Raw genomic sequence first — 24,760 nt, 5'->3', positions numbered from 1 at the left:
CCTTTGGGTCTCAAATTTCACTTTTCTATGTACTCACCTTTCAAATTCAATCATCTAAATGTCTCACTTATATAAGAAATACCCTGTTTCTTTAAGACTTGACTTCAAGATATTATATCCGAACTATCAAACGAACTCTTAACCTTGGAATGTATACGGAGCATATGATTTAAGCAAACTTTCTACCCCGCCAGCATGGTAAGGCATTAGTTTATTTGCGGTATTTATATCTATCCACTTAATTTCATCTATCTCATCTTTATGTAATATTTGTATAGCACCTTCTACGATCTTCGCTTTGTAAGTAATGAACAGAGCATGATGAGGGAGCAGAATAGTACAACAAGGACTATTAATTTGAAACTTATTATAAATTCCATCGTCTCATTCAGTAAAGGGGGCGTTGTTATGCTTAGAAAAGTTATTCTATCTATACTAATACCTACTTTTGTTTTAGTTGTGTTGTCTGGTTGTAATAGTGGAAGTTCGGAAAGTTCTTATAGTGGATATTTAATAATTGATGAAAAACAGTACACTTGGCAAGGTGATATTGAAAATAATAATTTTACAGTCGCAGATAAAATTGGAGAAGTTAATAAAAAAGTAGATAAAGAAGTAGTGCCAAAAGATAATTTTTCATCCAATATTTTAGAAGTTGGTGAAGAAATATACACCTCAAACGAAGATGGTAGAGTTGTTATAGTAAAAAGAGAACATGATGGAAATTATGATAAATTTACGGAAGGTGACTACTATAAAGAAGAGAATAATGAAGATTAAATCTTACCTTGTTGTGTTAACGGGTGCGATAGTAATAGAGGAGTAAGAGATATCTCGAATCTGAGTCTTACATAAACGGGGGCTTTTCTGTAGCAAGGATAAAATTCTCTTTACCAATATAAGAATACAAAACTCAACTGTTAATAGGAGGTAATCAAGTTGAAAGTACAAAGAGTGAAAGCAGAACAAATTTATAATCTTAGACACAAAATACTTAGACCTCATCAACCGTTCGAAGCATGTCAATATAATACAGATCATGACGATGATGCTTTTCATATCGGGGCGTTTAATGATAAGGGCTTGATAAGTGTGGCTTCTTTTTATCTTGAATCACATCCTGAATTTCAAAGCTCTAATCAATACAGATTAAGGGCTATGGCTACTGTGGAAGAGTTTAGAGGTATGGGGGCGGGAAGAGAAGTAGTAAATTTCGCTGAGAAGAATTTGAAAAACCTTAAAGCTGACCTCCTTTGGTGTAAAGGAAGAACTTCTGTCCAGAAATATTATGAAAAGCTGGGTTTTAAGCCTTTTGGTGACGTTTTTGATTATCCTCCAATTGGTCCTCATGTGATTATGTATAAAGAATTGAATTAGAAGGGTGAGAGCCAGATACCTAATTTTTATCATGAATTCAAGCCTTTCGCTAATGGGGGCAAAACTGGAGTAAGACTCTTATTAAGACAAGTGTCTTCAAAAAACCTCTAAAAAACGTGAAGTCCTTAGCTGTTTCGAGAGGCTTTGCACCAAAGAATTCAACGTGACGCCTCGATAGAAGCATTTTTACAAAGATGCAGAAGCGCGTTTATAGAATAACGCGTCTTGGGAGTTTTGTGCATTTATGATGATTCGGTATTGAAGCTGTTCTTCTCGGTGGGAATATAAGTTTTACTAAAAGAAATAATATTCCCAGTTCTGAATTGAATTCTAAATCTTACCTAACCAAAGCCCATCTATAAAAAAAGAGACTTCCGAATTCGGAAGTCTCTTTTTTAACTAGTAACGATTATTTTTGAACGTTAGCAGCTTGTGGTCCACGGTTACCTTCAACAATTTCAAAGGAAACTGTCTCGTTTTCTTCTAATGTTTTGAAACCTTCGCCTTGAATAGCAGAGAAATGAACGAATACATCATCTTGCCCTTCTACTTCAATAAAACCAAAACCTTTACTTTCGTTAAACCATTTAACATTACCTTGTAACATAAATTGTTACCTCCTGCGTGGAACTGATCCACAATGTATTACTATTATTGCTCTGCATATTCATTCCAGACGAAAGTGACTTACTAGTTACTTTTGCTTTCAATCGTAAACGAACAAGAATAATTAATTTTAAGTATACCAACAAAGGATCTTCCCGTCAACCAGGGGGGGGCTTAGTAACCAAGCCAGGTGGGGGTCATGCACCAAAATTAACTTCATAAGTCTTTATACAAAAACTTTTCTGTACAAATATTTTAAGTGGAATATCTTGAGTCTACAGTTTTGGTGATCAAGGAGCTATCTTCGTAACCGAAGTGGGGATATGGGATTTATTCGATTTATGGATTTTTATGAAATGGAAGCCCAGTTTTGAGAACGTATAGCGAAAAAGGAGTTTTTTCACAGGTAATTTCTATTTTATTACCATTTTTTGAAACTTACTTCGTTCGTAATCGTACTTGTAGTAAAGAAGGCAGAACGGAGGTTATCTTTATGATGAAAAAATTTCTATTTATTGCGATTACGCTCTTTATTACAGCCGGCTGCGCATCTACCCAGTCTTCGGGTGAAAATACGGAAGAGGAAAATACGACGGAGGGTGATCTCACAAAGGTACTGGAGCAAATATTCTCAGGACCTGAAAAAGAATTAGAACGTTTGTATGAAGAGGATAATTATGAAGGAATTTCTAACTACTACATGGCCCAATTCGAGTCTTATTTCACAGAAGAGTTTATGACTCAGGCGGTGGACACCAATCTGCTTAGCAGCTTTCACCAAAAGGCGTATGGAAACGATGTTCAGATGGAAATTGGCAATATGAGCGTTGAGCAGAGCGAGGAAACAGAAACCGCTTATGATTTTGAGATGCAAATCCTTATAAGCAATGGTGAAACAGCGGATGTCAGTGGAAGAGTGAATACGAACGAAGAGGGGAAAATTACTCGAATCCACTACAATGACATTCAAACACTATTGCACGCTTTCGATACGGCCGTTGAAACAGAGGATGGACTATTCGAATACGACCGTTCCAAGTTAGTGAGTCGGACTGAGGATGAAGCCTATCAGCCTAAGTATCCGACAATCATGCCTTTTGAAGTGGACGGTGTAGAAATAGAAGCTGGAGTTATGGAGCAAAAGGATACCGTACTAACCTTCATCTTTCATGCTGAAACGAATGAAACGATGGAATTGATGACTGTTAAGGATGGCGAAATCTCCTCTCAGGACATAGAGACAGAAGAGGTATCGATCGGTGACCAAACAGGGCAATATGCTGGGAACGAAGGGGAGACTCAACGGTTGATGTGGAAAGATGGATCGATCATGTATGAATGGAAAGGGAAGGTAGACGGCTTATCAAAAGATGATCTGATCACAGTGGCAGAGTCTTTTGAATAAGGAATGCTGCTACACTGTTTAAGAAATGTTGTTCTCATGTATTAAATCCACTCCTTTCATTCAAGGGAGTGGTTTTTTCCTTGTACACTGAATTGCTTGTCATTTATATGATGAATCGGCATTACATACGAAATACGGATAAGGCTGGGGACACATTCAAAAGTTACATTCTATATCTGGTGAACTTTCTCTGTTAGGGAAGTGTACTTTTTTATTCTTATGAATACATAGCTTCTTATTTAAAATGTGAGAAAATTTGTAAGGGACTAACAATATCCGTTAGAAAATCTTGTATAATGGGTATGAAGTATAAATCGGTGTTCATGACAAAATACATTTAGTTTTAGAAGGGAATCTTGCTTTTTCGTGGTATTTTCTTTTCAGTGTTATGCGCCCGTTCAGTAAAATCCAGAGGAGGTGCCGACGATTGATTATGATGAACGAAAAAGAAAAAGAAACCTATGACGATCTTATGAATTCCTTTAAAAATGCTGAATCGATAGAGGAAAGCCGCTATTATTTTGGAGAAATCCAAATGTACTTAGACAATCTTCAATCAACCAATGAGCTTCCCATAACCAAGCCCCAATTGGAAGAATATCAACAATTGAGAAAGGATTTAGTTGATTCTACATCGAAAAAGGAAGTTAGGTATTATGAAGATCAGATCCATGAATGGTTAAATAAAATCCATCGTCTAAGCTGACATAAGTTGTTATTCCAGACATTTTTTTGAAAAATAGTATTTATTTTCTGATAATAATAGTGTAAACTGTAGCTAAGGTGTTCATTATAGTGGGACATTTGTATTTAAAAAAATAACAGACTTAAACGGAGCGGCGAGCTTGGTTGAGGATTTAGTGCATAGTAGCGTATGTTTCTAAGTTTCTACCAACCGCCGCTTTTTTAGTCTAGGGGGAAAATTTCTTATGAATACGCTAATTATTGCTGGGTGTATTGGAGGGATGACAGGCATTGTCTCTCATTTAATGAGAAATGGAAAAGTGTTGATCTTCCCTAAAAAAAGAGCACGTCCCAGGGGGATTTATTTAGGATTTCTGGCTGACTTCCTTATTGGGGCGGCAGCTTCAGTTTTCGCCGTTACCTATATAATCTCTGAGCCAGACGCATTAAGAACGCTTATTGGAGTTTCTATATTAGCAGGGATGACAGCAGAAAATGTTTTATTAAAAAGGGAATTGAATGTAGAAAAATCGAAAGTAGAAGGATTGGATCGTATCAATCAGAGATTTAAATAGATTTATACTATTCCAATCCTTATTTTTTCTTTAAAATTTGATTTCCTCTCGAATCCTCTTCTTCATCTACTCATACTCCAAAATGATCTTCTTTTCCTCTTCAAGCGGTATTTTGAAACAATTTGTATAATCTGCCTCAATTCCTCGTATCATTATTTTGATTGAATTGTATGTAGATATTTACCAAATACTAGAGCATAGATTAGTTTAGGTTCATAGTGTAGGAGTAATAAGAAGTATTCCACTGGCTCCAGCAGGCGAAAAGCCCGGCGGTAACTTCAGCACTTACCTATTGCATAAAAGAGCAATCCTCTTTATTACATATGTATAGTGACTACCCTGTATATGACTCTAAATCCAAAGTATAAGAGGGATCATTGGTTTGTCTTAATTTCGATTATTACAATAAAAGATACCAATACCTGTCACGCTCAAAAAAGAATGAATCTATGAAAAACGCCTGTCCCTATTTTGGGACAGGCGTTTGAGTTATGCTTTCGTCTTGTAATTTGTAATGTGATCCTGCAGTGTGTCGTCACTGCCGAACAGGAAGTGTTTCTTCATATCCGGGGAATACGTGGAGTTTACAGCTGTACGGCCGACGGTTTCTGCCACTTCACGAAGCATAGCCGGAGAAGCTCCACAGCAGAGTCCCAGGTAGTTTACACCAATGCTGTGCGCTTCTTTAGCCCATTCCGCAAGCTCATACCTGTTCGTATAGAGCGGATCCAGGGACGTTGGGAACGTTGTTTCCGTTGGTAGTGTACAAGCACAGCCACCGTCCGGCAGGTTGAAGAAGGTAGGGTGTTCTTCCGTCGTGCGGTATGGAATGGGAAGAGCACCTACATAACCGTCCACCGTATGACGGATCTTCTCTACATACGGCTGCATCGTTGCTGGTCCGCGGAAGCAGTTCATCCCGACTACAAGGGCGCCTTTTTCTTTTAATAAGCGGCAGGCTTCTTCTACTTCGTAGCCATCTCGCAGAATATTTTCACCCATTAAACCGAATGTGATCACGGCAGGGAGATCTTGTTTTTGAATTTCTTCGAGAGCGATCAGCGCTTCTTCATAGTAATAGAAGGTTTCTCCGTTCACAAAATCTACGCCTTCTTCCTTACACCATCCGATCATCTCCGCAAACATGCTTCTTGTTTTTTCAACAGCTTCAGGATCATCCGGGTTGAACAGGTTCGTGTTGGAAATGTTCCCGGCTACGAGTGCTTCTTCCTCAGGGTGCTCCTCGGCAACCTCTTTGGCTAGACGTATGGCCTGACGGTTAAGAGGCTCTAATAAATCCTCTTTGCCTATGATTCTCATTTTCTCGCGGTGGCCGTTATAGGTAAAGGCTAAGACGACGTCGGAGCCTGCGAGCATATAGTCACGATACGTCTGTTTTAGTGCCTGGGGGTTATCGAGAGCTACTTCAGGTACAAAAGAACCCGCCTGTAAATAGCCGCGGCGCTCCAATTCAAATAAGTATCCTTCTCCACAAATAACGGGTCCATCCTGTAATCTTTGTTCTAATGATCGTTTCATTTCATTCCACAACCTTTCCTTTTTTTAAGAGTCATTCATTTATAAGAAAGCTAATGCCCTTTTTACAGAGACACGCTGACTTTCTGGATGGGTATGGGCTGGAATTGTTTCAATCCTTTTGAGCCCCACGGTCATTCTTCTACTTCAAAAAAAAATAAAGGACCTCCTTGGATAAGGGGGTCCTTTATGTATAAAGAGTCTCCTTATCTTCAAGGTATCACTACTACCTTCTGGATTTAGCACCGTGCCGATGGCTGGTTGCTGAGGTATCAAAGGGCCAGTCCCTACACCTCTCTGGATAAGTTTTATTATTATGTAGTTTTTGGAAAAGCAGCAGTTGAGCCCTTTACGTAAGACGTATGCCTGGATTAGGGATCAAACTGAACATTCATGTTGAAAATTAGGCGTTTATTATTTCGCTTGCGATTTACAATACAGGAAAATGAGTGAAGAATCAATGGAATTTTCAGAAAAAGTTTTGGACTTTATTCTGATTCATTTTATTTTGGTGCCTTATTTTGGTGCCTGACCCCCAGTACGTTACCACTTTAGCTAGGTGGGGGTCAGGCATCAAAAACGAGTGATTTACAAAGGTTAGTGATTCGTCAATCAGATGGTTCGGTAATTCATCCATAGAAATATTTGCTTTCAAGTATATAGCTTTCTTTTACAAGGAGGACAGAAGAGGCGGGCAAGGATTTATGATTTTTAGTGATTGTATTAATTCGTTTAAAACAGACATATGTTATAGAGTCAATCAATAGGTACACAGGGTGAAGCTTTTATGAAAGAGATCAAAAATAAATTGTAACGATGGTATCCTTTTCTTCCATACGAGATTATGTGTTTGATGGCTATCCATGACCATCATTCGATTATAAGTTCTGTGAAAAGGTGTGAATGCTGTGGTCTTTATGTTTGATAAAGATCGATTCGTAGATGAACGCATGTTGAGTGTCAGTGTGAAGAATAAAGGTCTTAATTATGGATTGGGCTGCATAGATGGGATAAGAGCTTTTTGGAACGATGAGAAAGAGGAATTATTTATTTTCCGATTAGAAGATCACATGAAAAGGTTGCACGGATCCGGAAAGAGTTTGTTCATTAACATCCCTTATTCTGTAGAACAATTGTCTTCCATAACAAAACAATTGCTGCTCTTAAACCAAGTCACTCAAGATGTTTACATTCGACCCATTTGTTTCAAGGGAGCCAATACGTTGCGACCTGATTTAAATGATCCTTTCAATCATTTGGCTATCTATACACACTATACAGAATATGAACCGAAGCCATATTTAAAGGTATGTATTTCTTCATGGACTAGAATAGGTAGTAATATGATTCCTCCCCAAACCAAACCCACAGCAGGCTACATGAATTCGGCATTGGCGAATGATGAGGCGACTACCAATGGCTATGATGGGGCTATCCTTCTAACGAAAGAAGGGAATGTCAGTGAGGAAGCTACAGCAAATATATTCATTATCCGTGGCGGGGATGTGTACACTCCTCCTGTATCGGATGACATTCTTCCGGGGATTACCAGAGATACAACAGCACAAATCTTAATGGACGAGATGAACATACAAGTACGTGAGCAAAGTTTTACAAGGGTAGAATTATATGAAGCGGACGAAGTGTTTTTAACAGGAACAGCTATTGGAATTAAGCCTGTAGTCGAGATTGATCGAAGAGTGATTGGGAGAGGTCAGGTTGGTCCCATGACGTCAAAAGTTCAAGAAATCTACAATTTAATTGTGCGAGGACAGCTGCCTTCCTATATGGACTATTGCACTCCTTTGTATGCGAAGGAAGAGAAGTTTAAATAGTTTTTTTATTCATAAGGCTAAGTTGTTACATCCATAAATAAACAGGAAACAGCATACACTCCTTCAATGCAGAAAAGTCCGGGAAAAAGAGTGATTGGATATCCACGAACATACTAACTAATACCTTGAAGGCAAGTCTTCTATACACAAAAGAAAGGCTCGTTTTGTCGTGTTTTTATGTATTTGAAACTTTTCCCATTAACAACCGAATAGATAACTAGAATCCCTGAGCTATCATATTTTGAGGGGAGGTTTTGGTGCCTTCCGCCCACTACGTTACCACTTTAGCGAAGTGGGGGTCAGGCACCAAAAAGGCACCAAAAAATTGAAGGAGTACAGTATGTGAATTTATCCAGGGGGGTAAGCTTATGGTTTCTTTACAAAAAGTTCGAGAAGAAGAAGCGACTAAATTACATAATATCATGCAATTTTATATTTACGAATTTAGCAAATACATACCAGATATTAAGTTAGAAGACAATGGATCTTACAAGCCTTTTGATTTAGAAAAGTATTGGACAAATGATAATTTCCACGCTTATTTTATTAAGCTAAGGGATGAATTAATTGGATTTGCTCTTGTAGAAAGTGCTACATTTTCAAGTCCTAATACAATTCAGGAGTACTTTATTTCAGCTAAATATATGGGGAATGGTTATGGCAAAGATGTTGCGAGGAAACTGTTTACAATGTTTCCTGGTGAATGGGAGATTACCCAGATAGAAAATAATGAACCTGCACATGCTTTTTGGAGAGGATTGATTACCGAAGTAAGTGGCGGAAACTTTATAGAGCATTATAAGGACAACTTATATGTCCAGAAATTTCATACTTAAAATGAATTAAGCGGTAAGGTCATCTAAATTAGATAACTTTCAGAATGGAGGGCAATAGCTGCAATGTGGTTAACACTAGTCGTGATAGCCAAGCAGAAATGTTGTAAAAAGGCTGGTATGAAATTAAGTCATAATATTTTTCCGATCGGAGGGTTAAGAATGATTGGTGAGCTCAATAAAACTGAATTCGATAAATGCGAAAAGTTAATAAATGAAGAGGGTCATCTTGAAGTTAAAGCGGTCATTGAAGGGAACAACCCAGGTCGAATTTTTGTAGATGATCCCGATTTTCCTAAAACAGGACTGATCTGGCTGGGGAATCATGATGGGTTTTTCTTTATTTGAGATGAAGAAAATGAGGCCTTTAATCACCATATCAATGATTTTATTGATACGGTGGTTGTTCCTGAAGCAAAAAAGCTGAGATTAAATAATTTCATAGCCATTGGTAATCATTCAAGATGGGAGAAGACGATAGAGAGAGTCTTCTCCCATCGTCATATGCAGAAATCAAATCAGAACTTTATGACAATAAGGACAATTCTCTTGAACACATAGAATTTTTACTCTCGAAAATATTAGAATTCTGGTCTTCTCCCAAGCATTTTTTTCAAAAGGGAATGGATTACGGTATTGTCTACCAAAATAAGATTGTGAGCTTATGTTTTTCAGGATTTGTAGCTGGAAATGTCCACGGAATAGATATCGAAACACTAGAGGAGCATCAGGGGAATAAATTAGGCCGGAAGACAGCCCACTGTGTTGTAAACGATTGTGTAAGTAAAGGGGTGATTCCATACTGGGATTGTGAGGAGACAAATAAGCCTTCGAATGTCATTGCTGAAAATATAGGCTTAGACAAGTATTTAAATTATTTCGTGTATATTTTTCCGATTGAATAATTGGGTGAGTTCTTCGATTGACAGGTACGATTGCTTAATAAAAGCAACTGGCCTATATTCTGATGAGGAATTGACTGAGTAGATACATGAGAAGTAAGATGGCAATTCCTAACACGCTGAAGCCTAAACGTTTACGTTCTGACAAATGTTCCCCTTTTATCGCTTTCCAATCAGGGTAAAAAAAGCTGATTACTCGGACAGCAATGACCCCGATAGTGATTAAAACAACAGCTAGTACTTCCATAAGAATGACTCCTTTTTACAATACTAGTTTCCTTACACCTGCTAAGTAAAACAAAAAGGAGAAGACAGCTCGATCGTATATTAACCAGAACTAATAGAGAAGGAGATGGAAAGATTGGATGCCAAGATTCGGGAATTAGTAGAAAAAGAAGGTTTTTCAGGGTCCGTTGTTGTTAAACAAGGAAAGGAACTCGTCTACTCTAAAGGATTTGGTTACAGAAACCTTGTCGAAAAGCTGCCTAATCAAAAGAATACAAAATTCGGAGTAGCTTCTGGAAGCAAGTTGTTCACAGCTGTCGCCATCGCTCAACTCGTTGAACAAAAGAAGTTTGCTTACGATACTCCTCTCCATCAGCTATTGGAGCCGTGCCCTCCTTGTATTGATGAACGTGTAACCATCCACCATTTGTTGACGCACACTTCAGGAATTCCGGATTACTTTGATGAATCCGTCATGGATGACTTTGCAGAACTGTGGGAAGAGAAACCGATGTACAAGATGGAGAAGCTCGAGGATTTTGTGCCCATGTTCAGTGATAAAGAGAAGATGTTCGAGCCGGGAGAGAAATTCCACTACAATAATGCAGGGTTCATCGTTTTAGGGTTAGTCGTTGAAGCAGTCGTAAACAAGCCTTTTACAACACATGTAACAGAAAACATCTTTAAGGCTGCAGGTATGCAGGATGCTGGTTATTATCGTTTGGATCAGTTGCCTGGCAACACCGCTCTTGGATACATAGAAGAGGATGGTTCTCTGAAGACGAATGTGTATACTGTTCCTGTTGTCGGAGGATCAGATGGAGGATCGTTCGTTACAGGTCCTGACATGATTGGGTTTTGGAGAGCTTTGTTGAATGGAAAACTTTTGGGTGAAGATCAAGTTGAACGGTTGTTAACCAAACACGTAAAAGTCAAAGACGGCCTTTCATATGGATATGGACTTTGGTTGGATGATGTTAACAAAAAGACAGTTTATCATGTGATGGGCTATGATCCTGGTGTCAGTTTCCATTCATGCGTTTATCCAGAGGATCAATGGATGGTAACGGTCTGTTCCAATCATAGTTCGGGGGCTTTCAAGATCATCAAAGGGGTCGAAGAACTATTTTTGAAATAAATAAAGTGGAGGGGAGCCCTCCACTTTATTCTGTATTGAAGTTCTGGGTGCCGAAGTCTGTGATTTTGGTCTTCACTTCCACTTTTATTTTCATATCAGTGAAAATCTCGCTCCATTCTTTTTCGTGCTTTTTCCAATACGCCGGTTCGTGGATTTGCACCCATTTGGATAGGTTGAGAAAATCAATTTGATATTCCTGCTGAGCTAGATTTAACACGCGTTCCATTTTCTCTTCATTCACTTGGTTCGCAGCTTCCTCGAGTTCTTTTTTCCATCCTTTTTGAAAAACCTTTCTCCCAATGCCCCAATCTTCTGCTAGCACACTGGATATATGGACTTGGACCGTCATCTCCAGCTGATCTTTGTTAACTTTTGTTTTATACTTTGTCTTGGAATCTTTAATCTCAAGAACGACTGGTCCATCATCGATCACTTTTTCATCCAAGTAAATAAAACCACCTTGTACTTTATTATAGATATATCGAACGCCTTCTATATCTTTAGTATCTATCCATCCCACGTAATTAGAGCTTTCTGCTTCGATAATCCCGGCCCCTGATAATTTGATTCTTCCTTCTTCCAATGTAATTCCGGGTATGAGAAAACTTTTCTTTTCAGAAATAGATTGAGACATGTCGCCAATTGTCAGGTTGTTGGGATTGGTATTATTGATTTGATAATTTTCACTGAGAGACTTGATTTGTATAGCTGGGAAAATTTCCTTTTCTGACTCCGTATTAAGGACGTCAAGAACAGGCTCTCTTGTCAGGAAAACGGGAGTTGTCCTCCTGAATTCATGATCGCGGATGAACAGGTCTATGACTTCGTCTGCACGTTCTTTTTCTAACATGGTGGTCGATGTCACAATTGATTTCAAGTGTGTATAGTTAGGTGGTCTATTGCTTTCTAAAGAATTATTTCGAATAATTTCAAAAAAACTCTTTCCCGATAGAGCTATGTTTTGAAATGGTGTACTTTGTTGGGAGCTGTCCTGCTGTGTCGGGATCTTCCCAGGCACGACATACTGGTTGATCATGGTCAATTCATCGTTTTCTTCATTGACGTCCAACCCCACGCCTGTAATGATTCCAACGTCCTCGATTTCTTTGATGTCCCAGCATCCGGTTAACAATAAGAGCATGATCAAACCGGGAAGGATGATTTTATACCACATATGTATCCCTCCTGATCAAGGATACAAGTAATAATAGTGCGGGCAGAACGACAATAGCTATGACGGAAATCACTTGAATGTGGGTCGAGTAGTGGAAGACCTCTGTAAGCCCTTTAGGTACCAAAGTTAAAACAAAAATCAGGCCGCCAGCGATGGGTAAAAACCAGCGGCTTGGCGTGAACATATTTTTCAAACCCAGCGTCAATGTATACATATAGGCCGTGAATGATGTGAACGCTGTCGTCAACCAGCCGAAAAGAAAAACCAGTTCAAAACGCTCGAAAAAGAAACCTTGAAATTCGATGCTTTTTGCCATTTCAATGGTCGGGAACGTGATCTCCTTCAACTCTTCTACACCAAGGACCCCGATGGAAATCACGTGAAAGGCAACATAGATGAGTGCGGTCAAGCCAATACTCGTCCACATGGTGAACAACAGTTTTTTCGCTTTCTTCTTTTTTATCAATTTAGCGAAGATCAATAACAGCTCCATGCCGAGAAAGGAGAAGAACGTGATCTTCGCTCCACTCATCGTAACCAGCAGATTGTTTTGCAGGACGGGGCGGACATTATTGACGTCGAAATTTTTGATGCTTAATAAGCAAAGGACGATGAACATAAACAGCATAATCGGAAAATACAGTTGGAAAAAACGTACGATATCCCCCGCCCCGTTATAAATTAAATACATGCTGACGAGGAGAAAAGAGCCGACGACTACATACAATGGCGTCGAATCGAGCAGATAGTTTTTTATAATGCCACCGATCACCCTCAAAATATAGGCGGCGATGACGAGACTGTAGATCGTGAACAGAATGTTGAAAATGTAGCCTATGAATTTCCCCATGATGATCGAAGTCATTTCAAAAAAAGTGAGGCCAGGATAGCGGACGGCTAGTGCTACATAGATACAGGTAACCACAGAAACAGCGATCGCACCGAAAAGGATACTCAGCCACAAGTCTTGGGAAGCAACCGCCTTGGCTAGATCGCGAGGCATGAGGATGATACCGATGCCGATCATCGACGATATGAATACGACGACAAGCTGGAGGGTCGTCAATTGTTTTAAATCACTCAACGCGTCCGCCTCCTTTTTTTAACTTGAACCGGATCAAGGAATCCTTCCATCGTTTCACGTAGAAAGGTGTAAAAGGTTCCATATATGGGATAGTGAAGCTTTGCAGATGGATCAGGTGGATGCTGACAACGAAGACAGCTAGAATCAATCCATAAATACCTAGAAACGCTGCGGCAAAAAGCATGACAAAGCTGATGGTTCTGAGCGCCAGACTTAACGCATAATCGGCAATCGTAAATGAACAGATGGCAGCGAATGAAACGACTATGACCATCAAAGGACTGACGATGCCGGCGGTTACAGCCGCTTCGCCCAGGACGATCGCACCTACGATACTTACGGCAGGGCCGATCGGTTTCGGTAAGCGGATACCGGCTTCCCTTAAAGTCTCAATCGTCAATTGCATAATTAAAGCTTCCATGAATGATGGAATGGGTACACCTTCACGGGTTTTCGCAATCGATATCGCCAAATCTGTGGGGATCAATCCATGGTGATAAGAAATCAAAGAGATATAGACGGATGGAAGCATGACCGATAATAAAGCAGCCATGAACCGCAATAATCGAATAAGGGAGGCTGGAATCCATTTGAAATTGTAGTCGTCGGCCTGTTGGAACAAACTGTTCAGTGTCGTAGGCGCAAGCAGTACAGAAGGAGACCCTTCTACGAAAATGGCTACTTTTCCTTCGACAAGGGCGCTGGATACTTTCGTCGGCCGCTCTGTTTCCTGAATCTCTGGAAAAAGGGAGTAGTTGTTCTTTTCCAGCAATTGTTCCATCACTCCGCCATCAGGAATGTAATCTTCCTGTACGGCATTGATCCTTGCCCGGACATCCTTCAACAATTCCTCATTCACAGAACGATCTACGTAAGCGATGGAAATATTCGTGAAGGACCGTGTGCCGACAGTGAATTCTTCCAATTTCAAATCTGTCGTCCTCAGGTGAACACGTAAAAGGGCTACATTTTGTTCCAATGACTCGATGAAACCATCACGCGATCCCCGCAGTGTCATTTCTGATACAGGTTCTTGTATGGAACGATAGGCGAACCGGGCTGTATCAACGGCATAGACCGTCGTTTGTTCTAAAAGAAGGGTAAAGCCATCGAGCAGGTAGCGATCGACGTCGTTTTTCTTCTCCAGCTGCAGCAAAGGTTCTGCGGAAAAAGCATGAGGAAGAGGACTCTCTTTGTGCTTCCACTCTTGAAGTGGAAGCAGGATCGCGTCCTGGATTTGCTTCGTATCCGTGATGGCAGGTATGTAGATGACGTGGACGGGATGATTTTCAAGGTCCAGTTTCTTGATGGTCACATGGTGGTTTTTCTGTTTTTCGCGAAGGATTTGATCGATGTCTAACGTTTGTTCCATGTGCTCACCTCGAATCCCGACTGTTTTTTCATAGTATGTACAGTTGTTTTTTATTTACACTGACGTAATATTGTTCATTTAGTGTATATTTACACTTAACTATGTGGTAACATATGCCATAAAGAAGGAAAGGAGAATCTATATGGGGAAAAGAAAGGTAGCGGCATGGATTTTTACTGTAGTCTTTGGATTGGTCGGATGGTTTGTTTATGGTTTAACTCGAATTCTGTACTCAGGAAATGAATACATCTACATCGGTTTTATGTGCATCGCCATCGGTTTGACGGTCAACTACTTTATTTTGAACATTCATAAGAAAATCACCAAAAAGTGGACATGGATTCTGGTGGTTGTGGTATTCCTTGTTCCTTCTGCCCTCTATGGAAGTTATGACTGGTATATACGAAGCATCGAAATTGCGAATGCAGAAGTCGATTTATCCAATTATCAACCGCACAAGGAAGGTTCTGACCTTGCGCGCCTGGAAGAGCCTGCTGACTTGCATTTGGAAGAAAATCTTCCTGAGTTAGATGGGGCGACAGCTTTATACCCTGTTTATGCAGCGTTTGCTGAAGCCGTTTATCCAGAAGGTACATATGTTCATGATGATCGGAGTGAAAGTCCTGTCATCGTCTCGAAAACGAACGGAGCATATCAGCGTTTATCCAAGTTTCAAACGGATATCATTTTTACGGCTGGACCTTCCGAGGAACAGCAGCAGGCCTTGAAACAGATGGAGAAAACAGCCATAGGTAAAGAAGCTTTCGTATTTTTTGTACATAAAGATAATCCGGTTGATTCTTTAACATTGAACGAGCTGAGAGGGATTTATTCCGGTGACCTTACGAATTGGGAACAAGTGGGCGGGAGAGATCAAAAAATCATCGCCTTTCAAAGGCCGGAAGGAAGCGGAAGTCAAACAGGACTGGAAAATATGATGGGAGAAACCCCCATCATGGACCCGCCCAAAGACCAGAGGGTCGACGGAATGGGTGGGGTGATTGAAAAAGCGTCGGATTATCGGAACCATCGCAACAGCATAGGATTCAGTTATCGGTTCTTCGCTACGAAGATGGTGGAAGGACATAACATCAAGCTGTTGAATATCAATGGAATCGTACCAAGTGTCCATCATATCAAAAGCGGGGACTATCCTCTGACGGGGAACTTTTATGCGATTACGAATGGCTCGAAAAATCCTCACGTCGAACCGTTCATCGAGTGGATGCTGTCGAGCCAGGGGCAGAGACTGATTGAGGAAACGGGATATATCCCTGTAAAAGAAACCAATCTTCCTGCGGAGTAAGGCTACTCTTTTAGCAAGGGAGTTTCTTCTGCTATTTCATTTTGTGGATGTTATTTCATTACATGGATTTTCATCAAACTTCACAAAATAGGGGAGAAGGGAGGTCTTCCGACATGGGTGAAAAAGCGAAAAACAAAAGTAAGAAAGACCTGAATGCACTTCGTCGTGAAAAAGGGGAAAAGAACGGTACGGGCAAACAAGACCCATACCGTTAAGGACGGTAAAAACGCCTGCTTCCAATGGGAAGCAGGCGTTCCTTTTTTATACCGTTTGCGGCCGTTCTTCAATCGTATCGTTTAGCTTCCTGAATTTATTCTTGATGACGGATGTATCTGCAAAAAGATCATGGATCCCCTGATGGCGTTTTGTGAACGCAACAACCAGATAAGGAATTCCGAGGATCGCCATGCTGATGTAACGGCCGATGCATTCACGAAATAGGATTTGCCCGTTTGACAAGGCTTCTCCTTTGAATGAAACGACTGACAAACCTAAGATCATTTTTCCTAGCGTAGCCCGGAAAAACTTAGTCATCAAAATGAAGTAAGCGAAAAAGATGATCGATGTCGTAATGTTTGCTGCACTGAACATGGGTACCCAAAGCTCTGCGTCTTCCAGGTTCACAAGTCGCAACAATGGGCGGGTCACAATGGTATTGACGCTCCAAATGACGATCAAGTCGATGATGTAGGCAAGGAATCTTGAACCGAATCCTGCAAACAACAGTTTTTGGAGGTCATTTCTCTGATGATGGATCAACGATGATAGCTGCCCATCGTTTTCGTTATGATTGGTGTAATCCATACCGTTCCCTCCTTAATCTGTGTACATATACATCATGCGTGGTCCTTGACGCTGGCTGATCAATTCTTCGATGTAGCGGATTTCACTATTCGGCATCAAACTTTCAGCGAGCGGCAGGTTGAAGAAGGATCCCATTGTATTTTTGTATTGGAACACCTGCGGATCTCCACCGATTTCTTTTTTCAGTGCCTTCAACGTGTCTTCACGGAATCCGATGTCATCGACCAGTCCGTTTTCCACCGCTTGTTTCCCTGAATAGATCCGGCCGTCTGCCAATTCTTTCACACGGCTTTCCGGCATATCACGTCCTTCAACGATGACATCGACGAACTGCTGGTAAGACTCATCGACAAGTGTTTGAAGAATCTCTCTATCCGCTTCGGTCATTTCCTTCGTCGGGCTCATGATATCTTTGAACTCTCCACTTTTGATGGTATTGAACTTCACACCATATTCATTGGCCAGTTCCTGATAATTGATGCTTTCCATAATGACACCAAGAGAACCTGTGAATGTATCATTACTTGCAAAAATGCGGTCAGCAGGCGCAGAAACATAATACCCGCCGGAAGCGGCCATGTTCCCCATGGAAACGTATATCGTCTTTCCAGCTTCTTTTACTTCAAGCAGTTTGTCATGGATTTCAGCACTTTCATAGACGCCGCCACCTGGTGAATTGACATACAGGTGGACCCCTTTGATGGAGGCATCTTCTTTGATTGCCTCTAATTTTTTCATAAAGCGGTTATGCTGATATCCACCGCCCCCGAAAGGATTCGGGTTTGTGCCTGGGTTGTCGATGATGGCTCCTTCCAAGTTCAACTCAACAATCCGTTTGCTTCCTGATCCTCGTTCGACGACTTTTTCTTCCAATTTCTCATTGCTTGCGAAAAGGCCCATTGTCTCATTCTCTGCTTCATCACCAGTGAAAACCGTTCCGATCAGCTGGACGACAAGAGCGAGAATTAAAATCGTGGCTGCAATGATACTTGCCGTTATTCTTTTGCTCATATGTAAACTCCTTTCCATCTGTTGTTCAGAATTCAACCATACCATATGGAGATGTCCGAATGATATGAAATGAACCTTCAAGTATTTCTGAACACCTCTTCTACGATTGAAGGTTTGTAAGGTTTCATATTTGGTTGTATTTTTTATTATGCCTCCATTTATTTTCTGCGGAAACGATCCTTGTCCATAAAAGTTTAGAGTCGAAAGTCTAAGCTTAGTTGCTTGAAGGAACGGGTAGAGAAGGGGAGGAGGGATTGGACTTTGAGTCGAAATAAATTGAGAGTCATCATCATTACTATCATTATTGTATTTTTAGTCGGACTAGTTGGATTATCCATCCGCATGGCGCTCCAGCCGGAGGTATGGGATGAAAAAAGGACGGAAGCAATTTCCGTCCTTCAATCCGGGTTCACGTGCACAAGTTGGAACCTCTCGCAAACGAGCTCCATATCTTCGCTGTATTCATAACCGATTTCTTCCGATTCCTTTTTAAAAAACTTTTTATGAACCTCTAACCAATGGTTATAGGAAAGGTCTCCTTCTCCTTCCGCTCTGGCAAACGCTTCGGTTACCTCGTTAAATGGGACCACTTCCACTTCTGTCGTTCTGATAATGGCTGCAGGTTCATCTTCTCCATTTAAAATGATGTTATATTCTCCGACTTCAGGGAGCGCTTCTTTTTCCACCTCATAAGCTTGACGCGCCGAGCATGTGGCTGTCTTGACTCCGTCCATAACCAGTCTTGCCATGCGATCAGGGGCAGTTCCGAATGACCATGCTTTGACGTTCTCCGGTTTTTCTTTTCCTTTCCAGTAGGAATCCCAGTACTCTTTTGCCTGTTCGTTCATGTGTGAACACTCCTTTTCCAAACTTTGGTGGAATTATCATTTACTTTCATTATGGGATGTTATAATGAATTCCATGCACTTTTTCCATTTTTAGAAAGGGGGGAGTTCCTTGTATCATGCCAGACCGCCGCGTTGGGTCATACCCTTATTTGCCCCCATTTTCATATCGGACCTACGTGAACAGGAGATTACCATACTTACGGTTTTATCTTTTGCAGTAATACTTCTTATCTTTGGTATTTCTTATCAATTAAAGGTGGATCGAACGATCGAATACCACGTGTGTTTTTTTCATTTTAGAGTTTGGGGGAAAAGATTTAACCCCGAGGATCTACATAAGATTGTTTTCAAGGATGTCGGCTGGGGGACACCTGCTGGAACCATCAAAAAGAAGAGAGGCTTCCCTATTCGTGTGGTGAACTTTGACTCGGTGGAAGTCTTAGCTGACCTTGAAGATTTTGCCGAGCGTTATCATATCAGAATGGAGGAAAGGAAATATTACAGAACGGTTTATGACAAAAAGAAGAGTAAAGAAAGGCAAGGGGCCTAAAAATAAGGAGAGAATATTCATGAAGAAGCGGCTGTGGTCGCATCCTTCCTTCTGATGGCAGCCTTATAATGATCAGGGATTTCTAGGATAGATTTTTGGTGGTTTGTTACAGCATGAGATGGATCCATATCGGATAGAGTCGAAAAAATCTTTCCACACTTTTTTCATTAAAGAGGAAAATGGGGCGCTTGAAATGATCAAAGATGGGGAAGGGTTTTGGGATGGTTCTTTCACCTTTAGGAAAGGGAGCTTCAAATACATATGTTAAAAGCGCTAACCCATGATTCTTTCAGATATTTCAAGCAAGGAAATGGCGCTGACGAGGAAGCTCGCGGGCAAGGGAAAAGAGGATAGGTAAAGAGATTTCCATGTAATTGACTATTATATTAAGATTCATTTACATCTCTTCGACATCCGCCTGTGCTGGTGTATTTTCCATTAAAATAGGACATGCGACACGTAACATACATCAAAGGAGATACCGACGATGAACGTTGAACAGATTATGCAACTACTCAACCAAAAAACGAAAAAGAAAATAGATCCCCAATCGCTCATCACCGGTGTCACAGACGACTCACGGGACGTTGAGGAAGGGTATGTCTTCGTAGCTGTCAAAGGCTATCAAGTAGACGGTCATGACTTTATTGAAGAAGCGATCAGAAAAGGTGCGTCTGTCGTCGTCACAGAAGAAAAGGTGGAGCACGACGGAGCGGTTTGTCTGCAAACGGAAAGCTGCAGGAAAGCGCTTGGGCTGATCGCGACGGCTTTTTACGGAAACCCTTCTGACGATAAAATCGTGATCGGTGTGACAGGGACGAACGGGAAAACGACGACATCCCATATAATTAAACACCTATGTGAAAAGAGCGGTTATTCATGCGGGATGTTCGGAACCATCGATTATATGGTGAATGACAAAGTCGTTCCCGGCATTCAAACGACACCGAGCGCCCCATTGCTGCAAAAGCTTCTCTTTGAAAGCAAGGATGATGTCGTCGTGATGGAGGTCTCCTCCCATGGACTGGCTCAGTACCGCCTTGAGGGTGTAAAGTTCGACTATGCGGTATTTACCAACTTATATAAAGACCATTTGGATTACCATGACTCAATGGAATCTTATTTCGAAGCGAAATCGAAGCTATTCCATATGTTGAAACCTGGAGGGAAGTCTGTCATCAACACGGATGATCCATGGGGTGAAAAGCTGGCACACCTTTTAGAAGAAAAAGGTTCTTCCGTTTGTAAGGTCGGCCACCATCTGGAAAATGAAATCATTCTGAAGGATATCGATACCGATGATTTCGCAGCCTGCATTCATTACGGCGAAGAAGACAGGAAAGTAACTTCCCCGCTTAAAGGTACTCATAACGTCTACAACACATTGGAGGCATTTGCTGTCGGTCTTCAGCTCGGGTTCTCTTTTTCTGACATGGAAAAGGCGATGACTTCCTTACCTGGCATCCGGGGACGTTTCGAACTCTTCGAATTTGAAAATGGCCCGACCGTCGTCATCGATTATGCCCATACGGCAGACAGCATTGAACATGTGCTGGATACGGCAAGGCAACAAGGAGCCGCGTCACTGACGCATGTCTTCGGTTTTCGTGGGGACAGGGACGTATCAAAAAGAGGGGAAATGATAGGTGCTTCCGCTATAAGAGCAGACGATTATATCCTCACGCTTGATGACTTGAATACGGCTACGTTTGATGAAATGGTATCCACTCTGGAAGACCTGCAGAAAGAATATGGCGACTCGTCGGGCAGGATCATCCCGGACCGGACGCTCGCGATTGAAGAGGCGATCGTGAACAGTGGAGCGGGAGATTGGGTTGTCATCACTGGTAAAGGCCATGAAAGTTACCAGCAGCATTATCATTATCCTGTGAATTCGGACAAGGAAATGGTAGAAGATATGAAACGGAAGTTGAAGTCAATGAAAAAAGATATTATGGCATGAACCTGCTTTTGAAGGCGGGTTCTTTTTTTATTCCATAATGTAATCGAAAATCTTTTACCTTTAAAGGTCTAGGCTACGGGAGTTGGAAAATTTGCACTCAAAATGAGACTTTCAGGGAAAGATCGTCTTGTTGAAGCCATGATACTGAAATAACTTTGATGAGTTGAATCTTACATTTGATGTACCGTATATATCTAACACCTTTACTGATACTCAGCGGCAAACGTAATTTGTAGTGAATCATTTCTATTGAAGATTCCTTTTAAATGACAGAAAACTTTGACAAATGACAATCCTTATCAAATAATGAAGATATCATTGAAGGTCGGAGGGTAATTATGCATAGATCATTTCTCTTTTCTGAACCAACACAGAACACGTCACTACCACAACAATTTAAACTCCTGGATTCGATTATTCAATCCAGTTATGATGGAATTTTCGTTGCGGATTCAAATGGTGTCGGTTGGACGATGAATGACGCTTACACTCGAATTACAGGAATTCCTAAGCGTAAGTTGCTACATAGAGAGTTAAAGGAAGTCATGAAAGAAGGGATCATTTCTGATTCAGTTACGTACAGAGTACTGCAGCAAAAGAAAGCGGTTACGATTGTACAAACTGTCAATGGAGTGGAAGTACTAGCTACAGGAAGCCCTGTGTATGATGAGAACGGATCAATCATCCACGTGGTTACAAATATTAGAGATTTATCGGACTTAAATTACTTGAAGTTTGAATTGAATGCCTCTCACGAGGTCACAAATGAAATATTAAATGAGTTTAACCAAGTGGTGGGAGAAGAGAGAGAGGAAGCATCATTTAAAGGGATGATTACAAATAGTGATGAAATAATCAAGGCTATATCGGTGGCAAAAAAAGTAGCGAAAGTAGATTCTACCGTGATGTTGACGGGAGAATCAGGTGTTGGTAAGGAAGTTTTTGCTGACTTTATTCATAATCATAGCCATCGTGGAAATCATGCATATGTAAAAGTGAATTGTGGAGCTATCCCTTCCTCTTTATTGGAAGCAGAGCTTTTCGGTTACGAAAAAGGAGCTTTTACGGGAGCGGCCAATAATGGGAAAATCGGCTTGTTTGAGAGAGCGAACGGAGGAACAATCTTTCTTGATGAAATTGGAGAAATGCCGTTTGAGCTACAAGTAAAACTTCTAAGGGCGCTGCAGGAGCATGAGATTCAAAGAGTGGGAGGTACACGTCAAATCTCCCTTGATATTAGGATAATTGCTGCGACGAATCAAAACTTAGAGCAATTAGTCGAACAAAGGAAGTTTCGTGAAGACCTGTATTACAGACTGAACGTTGTCCCTATTCACATTGCCCCTCTGAGAGAACGTACATCAGATATTGCACCGATCGCTTACTACTTCTTAGAACAAATCAATGAAAAATATGAAATGAATAAAACTCTTAATCCTAGTGTGATACCAGTATTAGAGAATTACAATTGGCCAGGTAACATAAGAGAACTTGAAAATGTCATAGAAAGAACAGTGGTTACTTCAGATCAAGATGAAATTACCGCTTCAGATCTTCCTATTAAAACAAACACAATGGACCGTTGTCATAAAAGCAAAACTCTAAAGAAAATGGTCCAAAAGCTGGAAATCGATATGATAAAAGAAGCGTTAAGGGAACATCATACAACAAGGAAAGCTGCTGAAGCATTAGGGATAAGTCAATCCTCTCTTGTAAAGAAAATGAATAAGTTCCAATTATCCGATCAAGAATATGTTCATGATTAAAGAGACGCGCTCGCGTCTCTTTTTTTTGATTCGTTTTTTACCTAATTGATTCGAAATTGAATCGGGTTTAGCATGTTTTCAATTACAGAATACTGAATATTTGGAATGTTTAAACCTTTAGAGAGTTGGCATGATTATTGCATGTAATAAGATGACAACCTTAATAAAGGGAGGAATGACAGATGACAAGAGAACGGATTCACGGAAGAAACGTTTATACTGTTAAACAACGTCCTTCTAACATCAGAAATCTATTTGAACAAACCGTTAAGAAATATCCCACTCGGGAAGTCATCGTCTACGATGAAGAAAGAATTACATATATAGAATTACAGAAACAGGTACACACGTTAGCTGATTATTTACAGACAAACTGTTCATTGAGAAAGGGAGACCGACTTGCTTTGTTACTTGGGAATCGACCTGAGTTTATCCAAACCTTTCTCGCTTGTGCGTATTTAGGTATCATAGTCGTTCCATTAAATATCCGTTCTTCAGAAGAAGAACTAAAAAGTATGTTGAACAAATCAGGAGCCAAAATGATATGTGGGGAAAAGATTTTTGAAAACTTCATTCAGCAATGGAAGGCTGAAAATCCCAAAGCACGAGTGCTGTTAACGGATAAATCTGATCATGATTATGATGAAATGGCTGATATTTTAAAAAAAGAATCTAGTGCTCCAAGTTATCCCGAAATTGAAGAAGAGGATCCTTTTTATATCATGTTCACATCAGGAACAACAGGAGATCCCAAAGGTGCGGTCGGGAGCCATGTAAACGTCATCCATAGTGCTTTACATTATCGTGAAGTATTTCAAGCGAAAGAACCGGTTCGAACATTGATTGCGGTCCCATTATTTCACGTCACAGGACTGATTGGTCAACTCTTTTACATGTTATTGATTGGCGGTACCAATGTATTAATGAAAAAGTATCAAACGGGACCATTTCTAGAACAAATTGATAAGGAACGCATCACATTTCTATTTAATGTCCCAACCATCTATATCATGATGATGAGTCACGAAAAATTTGATTCAACCGATATGACTTCCCTCGATATTGCAGCTTTTGGAGGCGCGCCAATGTCTCAAGGTACGATAGAGTCTTTAATGAAAGCGCTTCCTGATTTAAGTCTCCACAATGCATACGGGGCCACAGAAACAACTTCTCCTGCTACGATTATGCCGAAGATGAAAGGTTATTCAAAAATGGCGTCCATAGGGCAGCCTGTCCCCACGGGGGAGTTAAAAGTTGTGAATGAATATGGAGAAGAAGTCGCTCCTGGTGACGTGGGGGAGCTGTATATCAAAGGGCCGATGATTGTGCAAGGATATTGGGAAAATGATGAAGCCAACATGACTTCTTTTGATCAAGGATATTGGAAGTCCGGCGATATGGCTGTAATGGATGAAGAAGGGTTCTTCTATATGATGGATAGAAAAAAAGACATGATAAACCGAGGTGGAGAGAAGGTGTTCTCAGCAGATGTTGAAAACGTACTCTATGGTCATCCGGATGTATTAGAAGCAGCGATTATCGGGGTGCCTGATTCCATTTTTGGTGAACGAGTGAAAGCTTTTATTGTTCCGAGAGATGGTGCCGAACCATCAGCGTCTGATATCAAGAACTACATGAAAGAGCAAATGGCCGATTATAAGGTGCCTGAATATGTAGAAATCATCCGTTCACTGCCCCGAAATCCTGGAGGGAAAATATTGAAGAATCAGCTGGTGAACGCCGAAGAAAAGAAATGATTGAATAGA

22 protein-coding genes, 1 pseudogene and 1 riboswitch are annotated in these 24,760 nt (G+C 40.7%); of the genes and pseudogenes, 14 read left to right on the top strand and 9 right to left on the bottom strand.

The genetic code is table 11. From position 1 onward, the window contains the following. The first annotated feature begins 408 nt into the window (after positions 1–408). Both DYE48_RS11720 and DYE48_RS11715 read left to right on the top strand, forming a co-directional pair. Positions 409–780, top strand: coding sequence for a hypothetical protein (locus DYE48_RS11720; RefSeq protein ID WP_115823793.1), 372 nt, complete (start codon positions 409–411; stop codon positions 778–780). 159 nt (positions 781–939) lie between these two features. After that, positions 940–1,377, top strand: coding sequence for a GNAT family N-acetyltransferase (locus DYE48_RS11715; RefSeq protein WP_115823792.1), 438 nt, complete (start codon positions 940–942; stop codon positions 1,375–1,377). 409 nt (positions 1,378–1,786) lie between these two features. On the opposite strand, the gene DYE48_RS11710 is transcribed toward DYE48_RS11715, so the two are convergent. Beyond that, positions 1,787–1,984, bottom strand: a complete 198-nt coding sequence (locus tag DYE48_RS11710; protein WP_035543224.1) for a cold-shock protein — start codon at positions 1,982–1,984, stop codon at positions 1,787–1,789. Positions 1,985–2,476: 492 nt separating this feature from the next. Between DYE48_RS11710 and DYE48_RS11705 the strand changes: the two genes are divergently transcribed. The 3 genes from DYE48_RS11705 (at position 2,477) to DYE48_RS11695 (ending at position 4,647) form a co-directional block, all read left to right on the top strand. After that, positions 2,477–3,388, top strand: a complete 912-nt coding sequence (locus tag DYE48_RS11705) for a DUF4367 domain-containing protein (protein ID WP_115823791.1) — start codon at positions 2,477–2,479, stop codon at positions 3,386–3,388. 427 nt (positions 3,389–3,815) lie between these two features. Continuing rightward, entirely contained in the window at positions 3,816–4,094 is a 279-nt protein-coding gene (locus DYE48_RS11700) for a hypothetical protein (protein WP_115823790.1), read from the top strand. 223 nt (positions 4,095–4,317) lie between these two features. Next, positions 4,318–4,647, top strand: coding sequence for a DUF4257 domain-containing protein (locus tag DYE48_RS11695; RefSeq protein ID WP_115823789.1), 330 nt, complete (start codon positions 4,318–4,320; stop codon positions 4,645–4,647). Between the two features lie 489 nt (positions 4,648–5,136). Here DYE48_RS11695 and DYE48_RS11690 read toward each other — a convergent pair whose 3' ends face one another. After that, positions 5,137–6,186: a homocysteine S-methyltransferase family protein gene (locus tag DYE48_RS11690; RefSeq protein ID WP_115823788.1), complete on the bottom strand. Its 1,050-nt coding sequence runs from the start codon at positions 6,184–6,186 to the stop codon at positions 5,137–5,139. A 200-nt stretch (positions 6,187–6,386) separates the two neighbouring features. Continuing rightward, a riboswitch (SAM riboswitch) is annotated at positions 6,387–6,491 on the bottom strand. 609 nt (positions 6,492–7,100) lie between these two features. On the opposite strand from DYE48_RS11690, the gene DYE48_RS11685 reads away from it, so the two are divergent. From DYE48_RS11685 to DYE48_RS11675, 3 genes and pseudogenes are all read left to right on the top strand, one after another. Continuing rightward, a complete protein-coding gene (locus DYE48_RS11685) occupies positions 7,101–8,018 on the top strand; it encodes a branched-chain amino acid transaminase (protein WP_244199418.1) in 918 nt (305 codons plus the stop codon). Positions 8,019–8,386: 368 nt separating this feature from the next. Continuing rightward, positions 8,387–8,854: a GNAT family N-acetyltransferase gene (locus DYE48_RS11680; RefSeq protein WP_115823786.1), complete on the top strand. Its 468-nt coding sequence runs from the start codon at positions 8,387–8,389 to the stop codon at positions 8,852–8,854. Between the two features lie 159 nt (positions 8,855–9,013). Continuing rightward, positions 9,014–9,756 (top strand): annotated as a pseudogene (locus DYE48_RS11675) (GNAT family N-acetyltransferase). Between the two features lie 52 nt (positions 9,757–9,808). On the opposite strand, the gene DYE48_RS11670 reads toward DYE48_RS11675, so the two are convergent. Next, a complete protein-coding gene (locus tag DYE48_RS11670) occupies positions 9,809–10,000 on the bottom strand; it encodes a hypothetical protein (protein ID WP_115823785.1) in 192 nt (63 codons plus the stop codon). A gap of 105 nt (positions 10,001–10,105) precedes the next feature. On the opposite strand from DYE48_RS11670, the gene DYE48_RS11665 reads away from it, so the two are divergent. After that, complete coding sequence (locus DYE48_RS11665) at positions 10,106–11,116, top strand: serine hydrolase domain-containing protein (RefSeq protein WP_115823784.1); 1,011 nt, start codon at positions 10,106–10,108, stop codon at positions 11,114–11,116. Between the two features lie 25 nt (positions 11,117–11,141). Here the strand turns inward: DYE48_RS11665 and DYE48_RS11660 are convergent, their stop codons facing one another. Genes DYE48_RS11660 through DYE48_RS11650 form a run of 3 tightly spaced genes read right to left on the bottom strand, consistent with a single transcriptional unit; the run spans position 11,142 to position 14,746 of the window. Further along, positions 11,142–12,290, bottom strand: coding sequence for a Ger(x)C family spore germination protein (locus tag DYE48_RS11660; protein WP_115823783.1), 1,149 nt, complete (start codon positions 12,288–12,290; stop codon positions 11,142–11,144). After that, positions 12,280–13,374: a GerAB/ArcD/ProY family transporter gene (locus tag DYE48_RS11655; protein ID WP_115823782.1), complete on the bottom strand. Its 1,095-nt coding sequence runs from the start codon at positions 13,372–13,374 to the stop codon at positions 12,280–12,282. Before DYE48_RS11655 ends, DYE48_RS11660 begins: the two co-directional genes overlap by 11 nt. Then, complete coding sequence (locus DYE48_RS11650) at positions 13,367–14,746, bottom strand: spore germination protein (RefSeq protein ID WP_115823781.1); 1,380 nt, start codon at positions 14,744–14,746, stop codon at positions 13,367–13,369. Before DYE48_RS11650 ends, DYE48_RS11655 begins: the two co-directional genes overlap by 8 nt. A gap of 142 nt (positions 14,747–14,888) precedes the next feature. On the opposite strand from DYE48_RS11650, the gene DYE48_RS11645 reads away from it, so the two are divergent. After that, positions 14,889–16,052, top strand: a complete 1,164-nt coding sequence (locus DYE48_RS11645; protein WP_115823780.1) for a substrate-binding domain-containing protein — start codon at positions 14,889–14,891, stop codon at positions 16,050–16,052. A gap of 261 nt (positions 16,053–16,313) precedes the next feature. Here the strand turns inward: DYE48_RS11645 and DYE48_RS11640 are convergent, their stop codons facing one another. The 3 genes from DYE48_RS11640 to DYE48_RS11630 all read right to left on the bottom strand — a co-directional run bounded on the left by DYE48_RS11640 (position 16,314) and on the right by DYE48_RS11630 (position 18,715). Beyond that, on the bottom strand, positions 16,314–16,856 hold the full coding sequence (locus tag DYE48_RS11640) for an RDD family protein (RefSeq protein ID WP_115823779.1): 543 nt from the start codon (positions 16,854–16,856) through the stop codon (positions 16,314–16,316). 12 nt (positions 16,857–16,868) lie between these two features. Beyond that, on the bottom strand, positions 16,869–17,867 hold the full coding sequence (gene sppA, locus DYE48_RS11635; RefSeq protein WP_115823778.1) for a signal peptide peptidase SppA: 999 nt from the start codon (positions 17,865–17,867) through the stop codon (positions 16,869–16,871). Between the two features lie 398 nt (positions 17,868–18,265). Next, complete coding sequence (locus tag DYE48_RS11630; RefSeq protein WP_115823777.1) at positions 18,266–18,715, bottom strand: ASCH domain-containing protein; 450 nt, start codon at positions 18,713–18,715, stop codon at positions 18,266–18,268. 109 nt (positions 18,716–18,824) lie between these two features. On the opposite strand from DYE48_RS11630, the gene DYE48_RS11625 reads away from it, so the two are divergent. The 4 genes from DYE48_RS11625 (at position 18,825) to DYE48_RS11610 (ending at position 24,751) form a co-directional block, all read left to right on the top strand. Continuing rightward, a complete protein-coding gene (locus tag DYE48_RS11625; RefSeq protein WP_115823776.1) occupies positions 18,825–19,265 on the top strand; it encodes a hypothetical protein in 441 nt (146 codons plus the stop codon). 487 nt (positions 19,266–19,752) lie between these two features. Continuing rightward, a complete protein-coding gene (locus DYE48_RS11620) occupies positions 19,753–21,228 on the top strand; it encodes a UDP-N-acetylmuramoyl-L-alanyl-D-glutamate--2,6-diaminopimelate ligase (RefSeq protein WP_115823775.1) in 1,476 nt (491 codons plus the stop codon). A gap of 338 nt (positions 21,229–21,566) precedes the next feature. Then, on the top strand, positions 21,567–22,994 hold the full coding sequence (locus DYE48_RS11615) for a sigma-54 interaction domain-containing protein (protein ID WP_115823774.1): 1,428 nt from the start codon (positions 21,567–21,569) through the stop codon (positions 22,992–22,994). Between the two features lie 182 nt (positions 22,995–23,176). Then, entirely contained in the window at positions 23,177–24,751 is a 1,575-nt protein-coding gene (locus DYE48_RS11610; protein ID WP_115823773.1) for a class I adenylate-forming enzyme family protein, read from the top strand. Positions 24,752–24,760: the final 9 nt, after the last annotated feature.

It is taken from the genome of Halobacillus trueperi (genome assembly GCF_003386945.1).
Taxonomy (GTDB): domain Bacteria; phylum Bacillota; class Bacilli; order Bacillales; family Halobacillaceae; genus Halobacillus; species Halobacillus aidingensis.
Note: the sequence above shows the minus strand (reverse complement) of the source record. Positions and strands in the feature narration are given on the sequence as shown.